Source organism: Nonomuraea sp. NPDC049655 (assembly GCF_044465465.1).
Taxonomy (GTDB): Bacteria; Actinomycetota; Actinomycetes; order Streptosporangiales; family Streptosporangiaceae; genus Nonomuraea.
Genome location: NZ_JBITLS010000029.1, coordinates 30,835 through 43,732 on the forward strand (window position 1 = coordinate 30,835; position 12,898 = coordinate 43,732).

Annotated in this window: 13 protein-coding genes; 9 read left to right on the top strand and 4 right to left on the bottom strand. The window is 74.2% G+C overall.

The window, feature by feature from the left end; all coding sequences use genetic code 11:
- Nucleotides 1-29: 29 nt before the first annotated feature.
- The 3 genes from ACIBQ6_RS50115 to ACIBQ6_RS50125 all read right to left on the bottom strand — a co-directional run bounded on the left by ACIBQ6_RS50115 (nucleotide 30) and on the right by ACIBQ6_RS50125 (nucleotide 3,381).
- On the bottom strand, nucleotides 30-407 hold the full coding sequence (locus tag ACIBQ6_RS50115) for a hypothetical protein (protein ID WP_397219554.1): 378 nt from the start codon (nucleotides 405-407) through the stop codon (nucleotides 30-32).
- Nucleotides 408-462: 55 nt separating this feature from the next.
- A complete protein-coding gene (locus tag ACIBQ6_RS50120; RefSeq protein ID WP_397219555.1) occupies nucleotides 463-2,073 on the bottom strand; it encodes an amidase in 1,611 nt (536 codons plus the stop codon).
- A 180-nt stretch (nucleotides 2,074-2,253) separates the two neighbouring features.
- A complete protein-coding gene (locus ACIBQ6_RS50125) occupies nucleotides 2,254-3,381 on the bottom strand; it encodes an esterase-like activity of phytase family protein (protein ID WP_397219556.1) in 1,128 nt (375 codons plus the stop codon).
- 206 nt (nucleotides 3,382-3,587) lie between these two features.
- Here ACIBQ6_RS50125 and ACIBQ6_RS50130 point away from each other — a divergent pair, with 206 nt between their 5' ends.
- A complete protein-coding gene (locus ACIBQ6_RS50130; RefSeq protein ID WP_397219557.1) occupies nucleotides 3,588-5,450 on the top strand; it encodes an ABC transporter ATP-binding protein in 1,863 nt (620 codons plus the stop codon).
- A gap of 6 nt (nucleotides 5,451-5,456) precedes the next feature.
- Here the strand turns inward: ACIBQ6_RS50130 and ACIBQ6_RS50135 are convergent, their stop codons facing one another.
- Nucleotides 5,457-5,999 (bottom strand): GtrA family protein, encoded by a 543-nt coding sequence (locus ACIBQ6_RS50135; protein WP_358302626.1) that lies wholly within the window; start codon nucleotides 5,997-5,999, stop codon nucleotides 5,457-5,459.
- A gap of 279 nt (nucleotides 6,000-6,278) precedes the next feature.
- Here ACIBQ6_RS50135 and ACIBQ6_RS50140 point away from each other — a divergent pair, with 279 nt between their 5' ends.
- From ACIBQ6_RS50140 to ACIBQ6_RS50175, 8 genes are all read left to right on the top strand, one after another.
- The gene (locus ACIBQ6_RS50140) at nucleotides 6,279-7,292 is read left to right on the top strand and encodes an ABC transporter substrate-binding protein (protein ID WP_397219558.1); all 1,014 of its coding nucleotides are present in this window, start codon (nucleotides 6,279-6,281) and stop codon (nucleotides 7,290-7,292) included.
- Complete coding sequence (locus ACIBQ6_RS50145; protein WP_358302620.1) at nucleotides 7,289-8,329, top strand: methyltransferase; 1,041 nt, start codon at nucleotides 7,289-7,291, stop codon at nucleotides 8,327-8,329. Before ACIBQ6_RS50140 ends, ACIBQ6_RS50145 begins: the two co-directional genes overlap by 4 nt.
- 148 nt (nucleotides 8,330-8,477) lie before the next feature.
- Nucleotides 8,478-9,560 (top strand): hypothetical protein, encoded by a 1,083-nt coding sequence (locus ACIBQ6_RS50150; protein WP_397219559.1) that lies wholly within the window; start codon nucleotides 8,478-8,480, stop codon nucleotides 9,558-9,560.
- On the top strand, nucleotides 9,557-10,834 hold the full coding sequence (locus ACIBQ6_RS50155; RefSeq protein WP_397219560.1) for a hypothetical protein: 1,278 nt from the start codon (nucleotides 9,557-9,559) through the stop codon (nucleotides 10,832-10,834). Before ACIBQ6_RS50150 ends, ACIBQ6_RS50155 begins: the two co-directional genes overlap by 4 nt.
- The gene (locus ACIBQ6_RS50160; protein WP_397219561.1) at nucleotides 10,831-11,217 is read left to right on the top strand and encodes a FixH family protein; all 387 of its coding nucleotides are present in this window, start codon (nucleotides 10,831-10,833) and stop codon (nucleotides 11,215-11,217) included. Before ACIBQ6_RS50155 ends, ACIBQ6_RS50160 begins: the two co-directional genes overlap by 4 nt.
- Nucleotides 11,218-11,262: 45 nt before the next feature.
- Nucleotides 11,263-11,871, top strand: coding sequence for a TetR/AcrR family transcriptional regulator (locus ACIBQ6_RS50165; protein ID WP_397219562.1), 609 nt, complete (start codon nucleotides 11,263-11,265; stop codon nucleotides 11,869-11,871).
- On the top strand, nucleotides 11,868-12,068 hold the full coding sequence (locus ACIBQ6_RS50170) for a ferredoxin (protein WP_352354927.1): 201 nt from the start codon (nucleotides 11,868-11,870) through the stop codon (nucleotides 12,066-12,068). The genes ACIBQ6_RS50165 and ACIBQ6_RS50170 overlap by 4 nt, the downstream gene beginning before the upstream one ends.
- A 1-nt stretch (nucleotide 12,069) precedes the next feature.
- Nucleotides 12,070-12,898: cytochrome P450 (locus ACIBQ6_RS50175; RefSeq protein WP_397219563.1), on the top strand; the 829-nt coding region annotated here is incomplete at its 3' end.

A 12,898-nucleotide genomic window follows, 5' to 3' on the forward strand; every position in this document is an offset into this window, starting at 1 on the left:
ACAGGCTCAGGTGTGCGGAAGAGGGATCTTCAGAGCACCGTGGAGGGAGGCGCGCGGGCCGCCGCCGCGCCCCCGGGCCGGTCGGCGGCGGCACGGACGGCGGGCCGCCGGACGACGGCCGACCAGACGTGCAGCGACCGGGCCGGGGCCGCGGCGGGCAGCGCCTGCCCGCCAGGGCCGGCCTGGTCGTGCCCCGCCTGCCTGACCTGCGCGAGCGGAGGCGGCGGCGGGGTGGAGCCCAGCTGGGCGACGGCGGGCGGGTCGGCCGCCGCCTGGATCGCCGTGACCTGCGTGACGGCCTGCGTGACGGCCGGGGCGGCGACCTGGGCGGCGACCTCGGCATGGCCCGTCGCGGGGAGCAGCCACGACAGGACGAGAAGCAGCGCGGCGGGCAGCCTGGTGCGCACCTCGCCTCCTTCCCGTCGTGACCGTCGCCCCTACCGTAGCCCGCCGCCGGGCCGCTCAGGGCAGGGTGCGCAGGTACGCCGGCGGCTTGCGGACCTGAGCGGCCTGCTCGAAGGCGTATCCGAGGGCGATCAGGGACGGCTCGGAGAACCGCCCGCCGAAGAACGTGACGCCGAGCGGCAGGACGCCCCTGGCGTACCCGGCCGGGACGGTGACCGCCGGGTAGCCGGAGATCGCCGAGGGCGCGGAGGAGGAGACGAAGCCGGTGAAGTCGTCGCCCTTGGTCAGGTCGGTCAGCCAGGCCGCGTGGTTGGTGGGGGCGAGCAGCGCGTCCAGGCGGCCGGCGGCCAGCGCCGAGTCGATCGCGCGGCGGGCCAGCGTGGTGGCCTGGTCGCGGAGGGCGCGGTAGGCGGGGTCGTCCAGGTCGCCGGTGGTGGCCTGCGCCTGCTCGAAGACCTCCTGGCCGAAGTACCGCAGCTCGGTCCCGGCGTGCCGCCGGTTGAAGTCGATCAGCCCGGCCAGGTCGGCGGGGTGCCGTCCGGGGGTGGCGGCCAGGTAGGCGTTCAGGTCGTGCTTGAACTCGGTCAGCAGCGCCGGGAACTCGGCCTCGCCGGCCTGGTCCATGCCCTCCAGCTCGACGTCCACCACGGTCGCGCCGCGGGCCTTGAGCGTGGCGACGGTGGCGTCCAGGGCGGCGCGCACCTCCTGGTTGTCGCCCGCGACCGAGCGCCACACGCCGACGCGGGCGCCGTTCAGCGCGCCGGGACGCAGGGCCTTGAGGTAGTCGCGGCCGCCGCCCGGGACGGTCGCGGGGTCGCGCGGGTCCGGCCCCTGGATGGCCGAGAGCACGGCGGCGGCGTCGGTGAGGTTCCTGGTGATCGGCCCCGCGGTGTCCTGCCGGGCCGAGATCGGCACCACGCCGGCCCGGCTGACCAGCCCGATCGTGGGCTTGATGCCGACCACGCCGTTGATCCCGGCCGGGCAGACGATCGAGCCGTCGGTCTCGGTGCCGATGGTGACGGCGGCCAGGGTGGCGGCGGCGGCGACCGCCGAGCCGCTGCTCGACCCGCAGGGGTTGCGGTCGAGGACGTAGGGGTTGTTGGTCTGCCCGCCGATCGCGCTCCACCCGCTGGAGGACGGGCTGGAGCGGAAGTTCGCCCATTCCGACAGGTTGGCCTTGCCCAGGATCACCGCGCCGGCCGCCCGCAACCGCTGGACGAGGAACGCCTCCGCGGCCGGCCGGGCGCCGAGCAGCGCCTGCGAGCCGGCGGTGGTGCGCAGCGGCGCTGCGGTGTCGATGTTGTCCTTGAGCAGGACCGGGACGCCTTCCAGCGGCCCGTGCGCGCCCCGGCGGCGACGCCGGTCGCTGTGCTCGGCCTCGCCCAGCGCGCCGGGGTTGGTCTGGACGACCGCGTGCAGCAGCGGGTCCACCGCGCGGATGCGGTCGAGGTAGAAACGGGTCAGCGTCACCGCGTCGAAGCGGCCGTGGTCCATGGCGCGTTGCAGGTCGAGCACGGTGGCGCGGTCGAGGTCCAGCCCGCGCAGGACGGTGCCGGCGGACGGCGGGGCCGCCTCGCGCGCGTGCGCGGGGACGGCCGCGGTCAACCCGGCGGCGAACGCGAGCGCCAGAGCGGCGGCCGCCCGGCGTGCGGGCTTCAGGAGAGTCATGGCTGTCGAGCGTAGCCATGATGCTTTCCCGGGAAAATATTCCAATTCGCATATATCCGCCACCCTCGGTCCGGCCCGGCCCCGCGGGCGCGGGGGGGCCGGACCGGCCCCGCGGGCGCGGGGGGCCGGACCGGCCGCGGGGCGGGCCCGCCTACGCGGTCCCGGGCCGGCGGCGGGGCGTCAGGGGCAGCCCGTGGCGGCGAAGGCCGTGAACTGGCTGACCTCGTTCCTGCTGAAGTTGTCGTCCGAGCCGATCACCAGCGTGCACTCCCCACTGGCCAGCCGCGGCCCCCACGACATGGCCTCCAGGTTCTGCACCGGCGGCCGGAAGTCGCCCAGGTCGTAGACCAGCCGCTTGCTCACCGGCCGGTACCCCGCGCTCAGGTCGTCCTGGCTCAGCACGTTGGTCGCGCCCGTCAGGTCGATCTCGTACAGCTTGACCTTGTAGTCGACGCCCTCGATCCAGGAACGCTCCAGGGCCAGGTAGCGGTGGTCGTCGATGGGCAGGATCTCCGAGACCCCGCTGTCGGACTCCCCGGTGGGCGGCACCGGCGCGGCCGGGAGCGCGTCGAGCGGGTAGACGAACTGGCCGCGCGGGACGCCCCGCCGGTCCCACACGGTGAGCCGGGCGGGCGCGCCGTGCCGGACCGTGGACGGCTCGCCGTCCTCGTACCGGGGGCCCTCGGTCATCGCCGTGATCCGGCGGGCGGTGACAGCCAGGCCCTCGAAACCGGCGTTGCGCCGCGGGCCGTGCTCGGTGGTGGTCAGGCGCAGGTTGCCCGGCAGGCGCAGGTCCCCCTGGTGCCGGCCCTGGAGGTCGGCGGCGCGCACGCCGGAGGCGGCCAGCGGCAGGTCGGGGTGGCCGGCGTCGGGGCGGTCGCCCTCGTCGCCCCACAGCAGGCGACCGGACCAGCGGTCGTACCTGATGGACTCGGGGTCGGCCGAGCCGGGCTTGCCGTAGCCGGGGTAGGGGGTGCCGTCCTGCCTGGTCAGCGTGGTGACCCCGGTCAGGCTGATGCCGGTGAACGCGCCCGAGTCCCGGTCGATGTCCAGGCGGGCGGTGTAGAAGCGGGCGGGACCGTAGCGCCAGCGGTCGTCGGAGATCAGGTACCAGGCGCCGGTGCGCGGGTCGCGGTCGATGCCCGACACCCCGCCGACGGTGGTGCCGTCGAACTGCATCAGGTACGGCAGCCGCTGCTCCCCGAGATACCGGGTGATGCGGACCTCCTCCCGCGGGGCCGCCCAGGCGGGCTGGGTGACGCTCATGGCGACCGCGCACGCGACCGCGAACCCCGTGATTCTTCGCATTCCGTCCCCTGTGTCGTTCTGGTTACGTGGAGTGACCGGGGGACATGAAATCGTGCCCGCGCCCGCCGGGGCGACCGGGACACGCCGCCGCCCGCGCGTCTTTGCCTGGCGGGCCGTGGACAGGCCGGTGGCGCACGGGCCACCGTCCTGTCACTCCGGAGCGCGAGGCGACGGAAACCGTCGGTGCCCGCCCGCACACTCAGCGCATGCCCGATGAGCCTCTGGAACTCGGTGAGATCACCGTCTCCGACTGGTACGCCCACAACGACAAGATGGCCGAGGTCGGCTTCCTGACCATCGCCAGGCGCCTGCCCTCGCTCGTGACGCAGGCGATGAGCATGTCCTGGCGGGCCGGCCCCCGCGACACCGTGGCCACCATCGCGCTCAACCTCCTCGGCGGCGTCTTCACCGCCTTCGGCCTGCTGGCCACCACCGGCGTGCTGAGCGCCCTGTTCAGCGAGGGCCCGACCCCCGACCGCGTGCTGGCCGCCCTGCCCAGCCTCGTCCTGGTGGGCGTGGCCGCCGTGCTGCGCACGGTGGTGCAGGCCGGCGCGGGCTGGGCGCAGTCACGCCTGACCCCGCAGATCTCCCGCCACACCGAGGAACGCCTCTACGGCCTGACCAGCCAGGTGGAGCTGGTCGCCTACGACGACCCGGAGTTCCACGACAGCCTCGAACGCGCCAACATGCGCGGCGTCAGCGTGGCCGGCGCGGTGGTCAGCTCGGCCATCAACGTCGTCACCGCCGCCGTCGGCATCGCGGCGGCGGCCGGCGTGCTGGGCGTGCTCCATCCGGTGCTGCTGCCGTTGCTGCTGCTGGCCGTGCTGCCCGACGCGTGGGCCACCGTGCGCGGCGCCCGTATGCGCTACTCGACGATGTACTCCCTCATCCCCGCCCGCCGCCGCAAGTGGATCATCGCCGAGCTGCTGGCCGACCGCGAGCCCGCCGCCGAGGTGCGCTCGTTCACCATGCGCGGCTTCCTGCTGCGCATGTACGACGCCGTCGCCAGGGCCGAGCAGGACGTGCTGCTCGCCCTGGCCAGACGCCAGACCCTGGCCGGCCTGGTCGGCGAGGCACTGGGCGGTCTCGGCACCGCCCTGGTCTACGTCGCGCTGGGCGTGCTGCTGGCGGTGGCGGCGATCCCGCTCGCGGTCGCGGGCACCGCGGTGCTGGCCATCAGGACCGGCCAGTCCTCGCTGGCCAACCTCCTGTACGCCACCAACCGCCTCTACGAGGACGGCCTCTACTTCACCGACTTCCTCCAGTTCTGCGCCGACGCCGAGCGCCGCGTGCCCACAGCCCGCTCGGCGGCCGTGCCCGAGGGGTTCGAGCGCATCGTGGCCGACGACGTGACGTTCACCTACCCGGGCGCCGACCAGCCGGCGCTGCACGGGGTGACGGTCGAGATCAAGCGCGGCGAGGTCATCGCGTTCGTGGGCGAGAACGGCTCCGGCAAGACCACCCTGGCCAAGATCCTGTCCGGCCTGTACGAGCCCGACACCGGCACCGTCTCCTGGGACGACGTCGACCTGGCCGACGTGCCCCCCGACGACCTGCGCCTGCGCACGGCCGTCATCGCCCAGGACCACACCCGCTGGCCGCTCACCGCCCGCTACAACATCACCATGGGCGCCGACAAGGGCGAGCCCGCCCTGGTCGCGGCGGCCTCGGTCGCGGGGGCCGACGAGGTGGTCGCGGGCCTGCCCCTCGGCTACCGCACGCTGCTCGACCGCCGTTTCAAGGACGGCTGCGAGCTGTCCGGCGGCCAGTGGCAGCGCATCGCGGTGGCCCGGGGGTTCTACCGGGACGCCGACCTGCTCATCTGCGACGAGCCCACGGCGGCCCTCGACGCCCGCGCCGAGCACGCCCTGTTCGAGCGCATCCGCGACCACTCCGAGGGCCGCACGGTGCTGCTCATCACCCACCGCCTGGCCAGCGTGCGCTACGCCGACCGGATCTACGTCCTCGACCACGGCAAGGTCACCGAGCAGGGCGACCATCAGACGCTCATGGCGCTCAACGGCCTCTACGCCGACCTCTACACCCTCCAGGCCGCCGCCTACCGCTGACCCTGCCTACCGCTGCCCCTGCCGGACGCCGGACCTGCGGGGCTTGCGCTTGGCCACCGGCAGGGTGCGCCGTCCGTGGTACCGGGGCAGGGCAGCCGGCCGCACGCCGACGGGGTGGGTCTTCTCGTCGGGGAAGACCCACTTCCGCAGCGCCCAGAAGCGGAAGACCATGGCGATCACCGTGCCGACGAGCTGCGCGCTCACGAAGTCGGCGATCTCCTGGGCCGCCAGGCCCACGTCGGGGGCCTCCAGGCGGAACACGTAACGGGAGACCCACAGCGGCGCCGAGCTGAGCACCAGGCCGATGCCGCTGACCAGGAAGAACAGCCCCGCCTCGTGGCGGCGCTCGCGACCGCCCCTGAGCCGGAACGACCACTCGCGGTTGAGCACGTAGGACACGATCGTCGCCACGAGCACCGCGATGATCTTCGCGGTCACCGGCTTCGGTTGCAGGACGGTCAGCTTCAGCCCGTAGAACACCGCGTTGTCCACCACGAACGTCGCTCCGCCGACCACCGCGAACTTCAGCAGTTCACGGTGCCTCAGCACGAGCGCCTGCAGCGGCGCCGGTAACCTCGCGAGTACTGCTTCTGCGATTCGGAGCACTCTCGATCTTCTCATCCGTCCGGACCGCGAAGGACGACGCTCACCCCGTCCCGGCCGGAACCGGGGTCGACAGCGGGCGCGCATCTGACACGGCGGCCATCCCGTTCTGACCGGGCGTTGCAAGGCGGGCCTCCCGATGGTGCACTCAAGGGCGTTGGTTCCGACCTGTGTCCGGGCCGCCAGCGGGAGCGAGGGCCGGCGGCGGACCTCGAAGGGAGAACCGTGCGACGATTACGTCCCCTACTGCTGTTCCTGCTCGCCGCCCTGCTCGCCGTCCTGCTCGCGGCCTGCGGCGGGGCCGCGCCCGGCGGCCCGCGGCCGACCGGTTCCGGGGCGCCGCCGGAGAAGATCCGGATCGGCGTCATTCCGATCCCCGACAGCGCGCTGGTCTACCTCGCCCGCGACCGCGGCTACTTCGCGGCCGAGGGGTTGTCGGCCGAGCCGGTGACCGTGCAGGGCGGCGGCCCGGCGATCGACCGGATGAAGGGCGGCGCCCTGGAGTTCGGGCTGGTCAACTACGTGACGGCGTTCCTGCAGCAGCGGCGCGAGCCGGGGCGGCTGAAGCTGGTCGCCGACGCCTACCACGCCGCGCCCGGCGCGTTCCAGCTCTTCGTGGCGCCCGGCAGCCCGATCAGGAGCCCGCGCGACCTGCGGCGCTCCGGCGGCGCGAAGAAGAGCGTCGCGGTGGCCACGCTGCGCTCGGTCGGCACGCTGAGCGCCGAGACCGTGCTCGCCGCGGCCGGGGTCTCCGCGGACGACGTCGCGTTCAAGGAGATCCCCCTGCCCGACATGCCGGCCGCGCTGGCCGCGCACGCGGTGGACGTGGCGTGGATGACCGAGCCGTTCATCACCGCCTACCGCCGGCAGGGCGGCCGGTCGCTGGGTGACGCCATGGCGAACGTCCCCGCCGGGTGGCCGATCGCGGGGTGGGCCACGACCGCCTCGTACGCGGCCGCGCATCCCCGGGCGGTCGCCGGGTTCCAGCGGGCCATGGCGCACGCCCAGCTCGACGCCCGGGACCGGAACCTGGTCACCGGGGTGCTGGGCACGTACACGAAGATCCCGCGCGAGGTGCTGCCGACCATCACGCTCGGCACGTTCCCCGCCGCGCTGGAACCCGACGGGCTGCAGTCGGTGGTGGAGACCATGGTGAGGTTCGGTTACCTGCCCGCGCCGCTGCGGGCCGAAGACATGATCGTCCGGCCGGCCTGGGAGTCGGGGAAGGGGAACCCATGAGCGAGACGCCGGAGCGGGCGCGGGTGCTGCGCCTGATCGACGACTTCATCCTGTACGCCGCCGTCCGGGCCGCGCTGCGGCTGTCGGTGTTCGACCTGCTGGCCGCCGGGCCGTGCGCCGTGCACGAGCTGGCCGACGAGATCTCCGCGGGCGGCGCCGGCCGTCCGGACGAGATGCTGCTCGGCCGCCTGCTGCGGGCGCTGGAGCACCTGCGGCTGGTCGAGCGGGACGCCCGCGGCCGCTACCTGCTCACCGGCGAGGGCGACCTGCTCACCAGCGGCCGGGACGACTCGCTGGCCCCCGCCGCGCTGATGTGGGGCGAGGAGCTGTGGCGCGACTCGGCCGACCTGCTGCACCGGACGATCACCAGGGGCGCGCCCGCCGCGCTGGAGCTGCACCAGGTGGACTCCCCCTACGCCTGGCTGGGGGCCCGGCCCGCGGCCGGCGCGCTGTTCAACGAGTTCATGGCCACCCGCAGCGTCACCGTGGCCCGCGCGCTCGCCGAGCAGGACGTGACGGGCGTGGACGTGGTCGCCGACATCGGCGGCGGCACCGGCATCGTCCTGGCCACGATCCTGGCGGCCCACCCGCGGCTGCGCGGCGTGCTGTTCGAGCTGCCCGAGGTGGCCGCCCAGGCCCGCCGTCACCTGGACGGGCGGGCGGGCATCACGGTGGCCGAGGGCGACATGTTCACCGACCCGCTGCCCCGGGCGGCCCTGTACCTGCTGGGCAACATCCTGCACAACTACCCCGACGAGCGGGCCGCCAAGCTGCTGGCGCGGCTCGCGTCCCTGATGGACGGCCGCGCCGAGCTGTGGATCGTGGACGCCGTCCTCGACGACGACCCGCACCGCTCGCCGACGTCGGCGGTCGCGCTGGACATGAAGATGCTCACGCTGTTCAGCGGCGGCCAGGAACGCACGCTGACCGAGGTCGAGAGCCTGCTGGGGGCCGCGGGGCTGCACGTCGCCCGCACGGAGCCGCTGCCCCACGGGCTGCACCTGGTGGTGGCCGGGCAGCGCCCGGCTCCGGCGTGATCCCCCGGCCGCCGCGCACCCGCGGCGGCCGTCGGCGAGACTGGCGGCCACGGGCGTCGGCCCGGGCCGCTCGGCGATGGTGATCTTGGGCTTCCCGCCACTTCGCGGCTTCTGGAAGTATTCGATCATGGAAGAAGGGAGACGCGAAGTGGCAGAGGCCAACGCGGGCGTACGGCGATTACTTGCGGACTCTGGGGAGCCGCGCGGATGGGTGCCGCTCCGGGCGGATCTCGTCACGGCGCTGCTGGGGGTCTGGTTCGGCGTCGGACTGATGATCGACGCCTGGGCGCACACCAATCGCAGCGACCTGGAGACGTTCTTCACGCCGTGGCACGCGGCGTTCTACTCCGGGTTCGCGGCGGTGTCCGGCTGGATCATCTGGCAGGTGTTCCGCAACGTGCGGCTCGGCCGGCAGGGGGTCGCGGCCGTTCCCCAGGGTTATCTGGCCGGGCTGGTCGCCATCCCGGCGTTCGCGCTGTTCGGGCTGGCCGACATGACCTGGCACACCGTGCTCGGCATCGAGACGAGCGTCGACATCCTGTTCAGCCCGTCGCACCTGGGGCTGATCGTGACCATGCTGCTCATCATCACCACGCCGCTGCGCTCGGCCTGGAACGCCCCCGACGTCGGCGTCCGGCCCTCGCTCGGGCGGCTGTTCCCGGCGCTGGCCGGACTCGCGTTCGCGGCCACGCTGGTGTCGCTGTTCCTGTCGTACGGCGACGCCCTGCAGTACCGGTCCGCGCGCGTCGTCGAGGCGTTCTCCAGCGTGGACGGGCCGGGCGCCGAGCATCTGGCCACCTCCATGGTCATCAGCAACGTCGTCCTGCTGGCCCCGGTGCTGCTGGTGGCCCGGCGCTGGAACCTGCCGTTCGGCGCGGTGACCGTCATGTACACGATCGCCGTCCTGATGCCCGGCGCGCAGACGGCGTTCGAGAACGCGCCGACCCTGCTCACGTTCGTCGCCGCGGGCCTGGCCAGCGACGTGCTGATCCGCCTGCTGCGCCCGTCCGGCGCGCGGCGGGGGGCCTACTGGGCCTTCGCCGGGCTGTCGGCCTTCGTCACCTGGTCGCTCTACATCGTGATCGCCTCGGCGGCCGGGGGCGGGCTGCCCGCGGTGCCCGAGCTGTGGACCGGCGCGCCGGTGGTGGCCGGGCTGATCGGCCTGGCGCTCGGGGCGCTGTTCCTGCCGAACGCGCTGCCCGCGGACGCGGCCGACGCCGGACGGGCATGATCCGGCCGCTCCGGGTCCTGTGTCTCGTCGCCGTACTCCTGCTCGCGGGCGCCGCCCCGGCCGCGGCCCACAACGTCACGGCCGGGGCGGACCTGCGCTTCGCCCAGACCATCGCCGGCGCCGAGCTCACGGTCGTGATCAAGGGCACGTCGCGGGTGCCGGGGCCGCTGCTGATCGGCGTGATCGCCTACGAGCCGGCGACCGGGCCGCCGATCGGCCTGGAGGTGCGCTCGGTCGAGGACGGCCACAAGGCGACGGCCACCGCGCAGCCGTCCGCCGGCCCCCGGTACGTCAAGATCACGGTCGAGCGCACCGGGCCGCACGAGCTCAGGCTGACGGCGGGGGGCGAGGTCGCCGTGCTGCCGTTCCGCGTCCTGGTGGACCGCGGCTCCGCCGGCGAGTTCCTGATCTACGGCGGCCTGCTGGTGGCCGGGCTGCTGCTGGTGGGCGGCCTGCTCACCGGGGCGCTGTCGCGCAGGACCCCGGCGATGCTGCTGGCCGGTGGCGCGGCGGCCGCGGTGACGGTGGCCGCGATGGTCGTCGTGTTCGAGCCCTCGCTGCCGCCCCCGCCGCCGGAGGGCGCCGCTCCGGCGGTGAACACGACGGCCCTCGGACGGCCCTTCGCGCAGGGACGGGTGACGACCGTCCCGGCGCGTCCGGCGGCCGGCGAGGAGTTCACGCTGCGCCTCGACCTCACCGACGGCTCGACCGGGCATCCGGTGGACGACCTCGTCCTGCACCACGAGGCGCTCGCCCACCTGGTGGTCACCAGCGAGGACGGCGCCTACTTCCGGCACCTGCACCCGCTGCGCACCGCGCCCGGACGGCTGGAGGTCCGGCTGCGCGCCGACCGGCCGGGCCGGTTCCTGGCCTACGCGGAGCTGGAACGCGAGGACTCCGGCGGCCAGCTGCTCGACGGCGAGTTCCGGGTCGCCGGGCCCGCGGTGGCCGCTCCGCCGCCGGTCCCGCCCGGGACGGGGGGCACGCCGGTGGTGCGGCCGTCCGTGCCGGTCGCGGGGCGTCCGGCGGCGATCGAGGTGGGGCTCGGGGTCACCCCGCGGCAGTGGCTCGGCATGTCGGGGCACCTGATCGTGCGCAGCCAGGACGGCGCGTTCCTCGGCCACGTGCACGAGATGGGCGCCCCCGCGCCCCGGCTGCGCTTCACGTTCAGCTTCCCGGCGCCGGGCCGCTACCTGGCCTGGGCCCAGTACGCGGCCGCCGACCGGATCGTGACCGTGCCCTTCACCGTCGAGGTCGCGGAGGCTCTCGGATGAGGCGGATCCTGGCCGTCGCCGCCCTGCTGGCCGCGGCCCTGGCGGTGTTCCTGTACGTGCGCGGCTCTGCGCCCGGCCCGCTCACCCTCACCAGCACCGGCCAACGGTACGCCGTCACCGTCGTGGTCCCGAGGCCGACGACGGGCCGCGTCACGGCCGAGGTGCGGGTGACCTCCGGCGACCCGCACACGGTGGCGCTGTCCACGGTGATGCCCGGCATGGGCCACGCCACCCCGGAGATCGTCGCCGACCTGCGGCAGCCGGGCCGTTACGTGGCCGAGGGCGAGTTGTTCCCGATGGCCGGGGTGTGGGAGCTGTCGGTCCGGCTGAGCGGCGCGGCGGGAGAGGAGGTGCTGGTGGTGAAGGCGCCGATCACGGGATAGGGGGCCGCTCTTGACGTATGAAATGAACGATCTTTTAATTCGTCCATGGGACGTATCGCCGGCGTCACCGCCGCCGAGACGCGAGAACGCCTGCTGCGCGCCGCCGCGGACGTCTTCGCCAGGCGCGGCTACGACGGCACCCGCGTCGCCGACATCGCCGCCGCCGCCGGGGTGAGCAACGGCGCCCTGTACGCCCACTTCGGCTCCAAGGCCGGCCTGCTCGTGGCCGCGCTGGGCGCGCACGGGCGGCGGCTGATGGACGGCCTGTTCGCCGACGACCCCGACCGGCCGGTCGCCGACCTGCTCGTCGCCGCCGGCCGCCGGCTCCCCCGCCCCCTGGACGCCGGCGGCGACCTCGTCGTCGAGGCGCTGGCCGCCGCCCGCCGCGACGAGGACGTGGCCCTGCCCATGCGGGACTACGTCGGCGAGCGCGCCCACCGGCTGGCCGGCCTGATCCGCGCCGGCCAGGACGGCGGCGAGCTGGACCACGCGCTGTCACCGGAGACGATCGCCCATTTCTGCCTCCTGCTCGCGATGGGCAGCGCGCTCATCGCCCCCGACCCCCACCAGGTGGACGAGGAGGAGTGGGCCAGGCTGCTCATCCGCGTCGTCGCCGCCCTCTCCCCCGCCCCACCGCACGAAGGAACGCCGTGAGAGTACAGATCGACCCCGAGCGCTGCCAGGGACATGGCCGCTGCTACGACCTCGCCCCCGACCTGTTCGGCGAGGACGACGAAGGTTACGGAACGGTCCTGGGCGACGGCGAGGTGCCGCCCGGCCAGGAGCGCACGGCGCGGCTGGCCGTCTCCAACTGCCCGGAGCGGGCGATCGACCTGCTCGGGGAGGCGTGACATGAGCGTGGACGAGCGCTTCGTCAAGAACTTCGGCGAGCCGGGCGACGGCGAGGAGCTCGGCACCCGCAGCGAGATCGTCACCGGCCCGGTCTCGGACTGGGCCACCGACTTCTCGCACCTGGAGCCGGAATGGGCCGCCGACCCGTACCCGATCCAGGACGACCTGCGGCGGCGCTGCCCGATCGCGCACACCGACCGGTTCGGCGGCGGCTGGCTGCCCACCCGCTACGAGGACGTCGCCGCCGTCGCCTACGACACCGAGCGGTTCTCCTCACGCTCGATCATCATGAGCAACTTCCGGCCGCCGCGGGAGAGCGCGCCCGTGGGCGGCACGCCGCCGATCTCGTCCGACCCGCCCTTCCACCACGACGCGCGCAAGCTGCTGCTGCCCGCCTTCACCAAGACGGCGGTCGCCAGGCGGGAGGAGTCGACGCGGGCGCTGTGCCACGAGCTGATCGACGCCCTGGAGGGCCAGGACGTCGTGGACGCCGCCCGCGACTACGCCCAGCACATCCCGATGCGGGTGATCGCCGACATGCTGGGCTTCCCGCCCGAGGACGGCCCGCGCTTCCGCGAGTTCATCGAGAACGCCCTGGAAGGCGTCAACCTGCCGCCCGAGCAGCGGACCGCCAACATGGGACGGCTCTTCGACTACCTGCTGGACCAGATCCGCGACCACGTGCAGCACCCGCGCGACGACCTCACGACGTACCTCGTCGAGGCCGAGCTGTACGGCCACAAGCTGGAGGCCGGGCACGTGGCGGGCACGATCGCCCTGCTGCTGATCGCCGGTATCGACACGACGTGGAGTGCGATCGGGGCGTCCT

What these genes read in the sequence shown, in the direction of transcription:
- ACIBQ6_RS50145 (WP_358302620.1), top strand. Translation starts at nt 7,289, where the DNA reads ATGAGCGAGACGCCGGAGCGGGCGCGGGTGCTGCGCCTGATCGACGAC.
- ACIBQ6_RS50155 (WP_397219560.1), top strand. Translation starts at nt 9,557, where the DNA reads ATGATCCGGCCGCTCCGGGTCCTGTGTCTCGTCGCCGTACTCCTGCTC.
- ACIBQ6_RS50120 (WP_397219555.1), bottom strand. Translation starts at nt 2,073, where the DNA reads ATGACTCTCCTGAAGCCCGCACGCCGGGCGGCCGCCGCTCTGGCGCTC.
- ACIBQ6_RS50130 (WP_397219557.1), top strand. Translation starts at nt 3,588, where the DNA reads ATGCCCGATGAGCCTCTGGAACTCGGTGAGATCACCGTCTCCGACTGG.
- ACIBQ6_RS50160 (WP_397219561.1), top strand. Translation starts at nt 10,831, where the DNA reads ATGAGGCGGATCCTGGCCGTCGCCGCCCTGCTGGCCGCGGCCCTGGCG.
- ACIBQ6_RS50125 (WP_397219556.1), bottom strand. Translation starts at nt 3,381, where the DNA reads ATGCGAAGAATCACGGGGTTCGCGGTCGCGTGCGCGGTCGCCATGAGC.
- ACIBQ6_RS50165 (WP_397219562.1), top strand. Translation starts at nt 11,263, where the DNA reads ATGGGACGTATCGCCGGCGTCACCGCCGCCGAGACGCGAGAACGCCTG.